Below are 2,283 nucleotides of genomic sequence, written 5' to 3' on the forward strand. Positions count from 1 at the left end.
GTTCTCCTGCTGGCGGCGGCGCTTGGTGCGGGGCGCGCCGTCGCGGCAGCCGGCCCGGTATTTGTCGAGGGCCCGCTCGACCAGTTGCCGGTTCTGCCACAGCATGGCGGCGCGGAAGGTGCCGGTGCCGGTCACTTCGGCCAGGTCGGCGCACGAGGCGTCGACCGCGGCCGCATACGCCTCGCGGAAGTCCGCATCGTCCAGTTCCGCCTCGGCTGCGGCCAGTTCCGGGCGGCCCAGCCGCAGCAGATCGTCCACGGGGAAGCCGGCTCCCCGGACCGCCACGTCCGGCCACATCCACCAGGGCCCCGACAGGTGCACGTGCAGGGGGGCGCTCATCGCTGCTCCGGAGTCGTCGTGTCAGCGAACGTCAGCCGCAGCTCACTGGGGTAGCGGCGGCCGTCGGCGTCGGGCAGCCACAGCTCGCCCGGGCCGGGGTACATCTCGGTGAAGGCGATCGCCTCCACGCTCTCGGTGGACCGCCGCGCCTCGCGCAGGGCGACCATGCCGAGGAGCGGACTGTCCAGGTCGAGGTAGATCGGCTTGGCGTCACGGGCAGGGCGCCAGAAGGTGTGCCGGGCGAGGCCGTGGCGCGCGGCCAGCCGGCGCAGTTCCGCATACCCGTCGGCTTCGGGCAGCCGGGTGAGCGGGGCCAGTTCGGCGCTGGGGATGCGCCAGGTCTCGCGGGCGACGACGAGGCGGTCGACCGTCACCCGCGGCGTGTGGGGGCGCGGCGGCAGCAGCCGGAAGCGGCTGACGAGCGCCCAGGCGGCGTACTCCCCGAGCAGGTGCAGCGCCGGGTGCCGGGTGCCGTCCGGCAGCCGGGCCAGCAGCGCGCCGCCGTGTTCGCCGACGGTCACCTCAGCGGCCCGGACCTTCTTCGGTACGTCCCGCTCGCCGATCCGCTCGCCGAACGACAGATAGGTGTACGCGGGTACGTACGCGTCCGGCGCCGGATGGTCCCAGCCGCTGATGGAGGCGTCGACGCCGCGCACGTGCAGCGGCACGAACCGCGGCTGCCCGGCGGTGAGCCCGGCGGTGGCGAGCCGGGTCGGGCGGCCGGGGTCAGGGGCGCAGTCGGTGAAGCTGCGGCTGTCCATGGTGACCATGGCGACGTGCAGTTCGCCCAGTACGAAGGTGAAGTCACCGGCCTCGATCGCCTCGGGTCCGGCGGCTGCGATCATCACGTCGGGGCTGTGGTGCCGCCCGGCGGCATAACCCGGCGCCGGACCGCCGAACGCGGCCTGCACGGCAGGTGCCAGCTCGGCGGAGCTGCGGGCCACCCGTCCGGCCGCGAAGTCGGGGGCCAGGATGCCGGTCCAGCGGTCGGTCAGCTCAGCGACGAGAGGATCGAGCCACTCCCCCGACTGCGTGACCGGTGCGAGGCGGCTGACGAGTGCGTGGAACGGGACTTCACCGTCGGGGTAGATCGGCGCCAGCTCCTGGTGGAGCTTGCCCGCGACGGTCTCGAGCTCATCGCCGGCACGCCGGGCCAGCCACCGGGCGCTGGTCAGCAGCAGCTCCAGCGGCGGCGCGAGGTCGGCCACCAGACGGCTGCCCAGCTCCACCGCGACGTTTCGCTCGGCCTGCATCACCAGGGACCGGCGCCCGGTCGGCGACTCGTCGCGGCTGCGGCCGGCGGGGGCTCCGGTCGCCTGGACGAACCGCGCGTCCCAGCTGTCCAGGGCGGCGGCAAGCTCCGCGGCCGAGGAGGCCCGTTCGGCGGCCGCCCGGGCCTTATCGAGGTCGTCGAGAACGGCCAGGCAGCGGGCGGTGGCCGCGGTGGGCGGCAGAGTACGCAGCTGCCGGGCGAGCGCGCGCTCGGCGTCCAGCTCCGGGGGGACCTCGAAGCCGCGGGTGAGCAGCCCGGCGGTGAGGAGCGGCGCGAGGCGCCGGTGCACGTCGTCGGCGGTCGTGCCGAGTGCGGTGGCGAGGCCGGCGAAGGTGCGGCGGCCGTCCACCAGCGCGACGGCTTCGGCCTGTTCGACGCTGAGCCGGGTGAGTCCGCCGCCGGGATGAACCAGTGCCCGGCCGAGGCGGACGACGCCGAAGGCGCGCGCGGGCGGCAGCCGGTCGGCGAGCTGCGAGTCCGCCGCGAAGGCGCGGGCGAGCACCTCGACCGCCCAGTCCTCGACGTACACGCGCTTGCGACCGACGGTACGCGCGGCCGTCCGGACGGTGATACGGCCCGGACCATCGCCGATACGTCCCCAGGCGACGGGGCCGAAGAAGCCGACAGACTCGTTGCGCGCATGGTAGCGCTGCAGGTACTTGAGCAGTGTG

The 2,283-nt window shown here is 74.7% G+C and carries 2 protein-coding genes; both read right to left on the reverse strand.

Translation table 11 applies throughout. The features are described 5' to 3' along the window. A partial coding sequence (locus ACMZ42_RS26880) for a hypothetical protein (protein ID WP_415733396.1) occupies positions 1-297 on the reverse strand: 297 nt, incomplete at its 3' end. 38 nt (positions 298-335) lie between these two features. After that, positions 336-2,283, reverse strand: a 1,948-nt coding sequence (locus ACMZ42_RS26885; RefSeq protein WP_415733397.1) for a lantibiotic dehydratase, incomplete at its 5' end; no start/stop codon positions are given.

Source organism: Lysinibacillus sp. NPDC056185 (genome assembly GCF_047737915.1).
Taxonomy (GTDB): domain Bacteria; phylum Bacillota; class Bacilli; order Bacillales_A; family Planococcaceae; genus Lysinibacillus.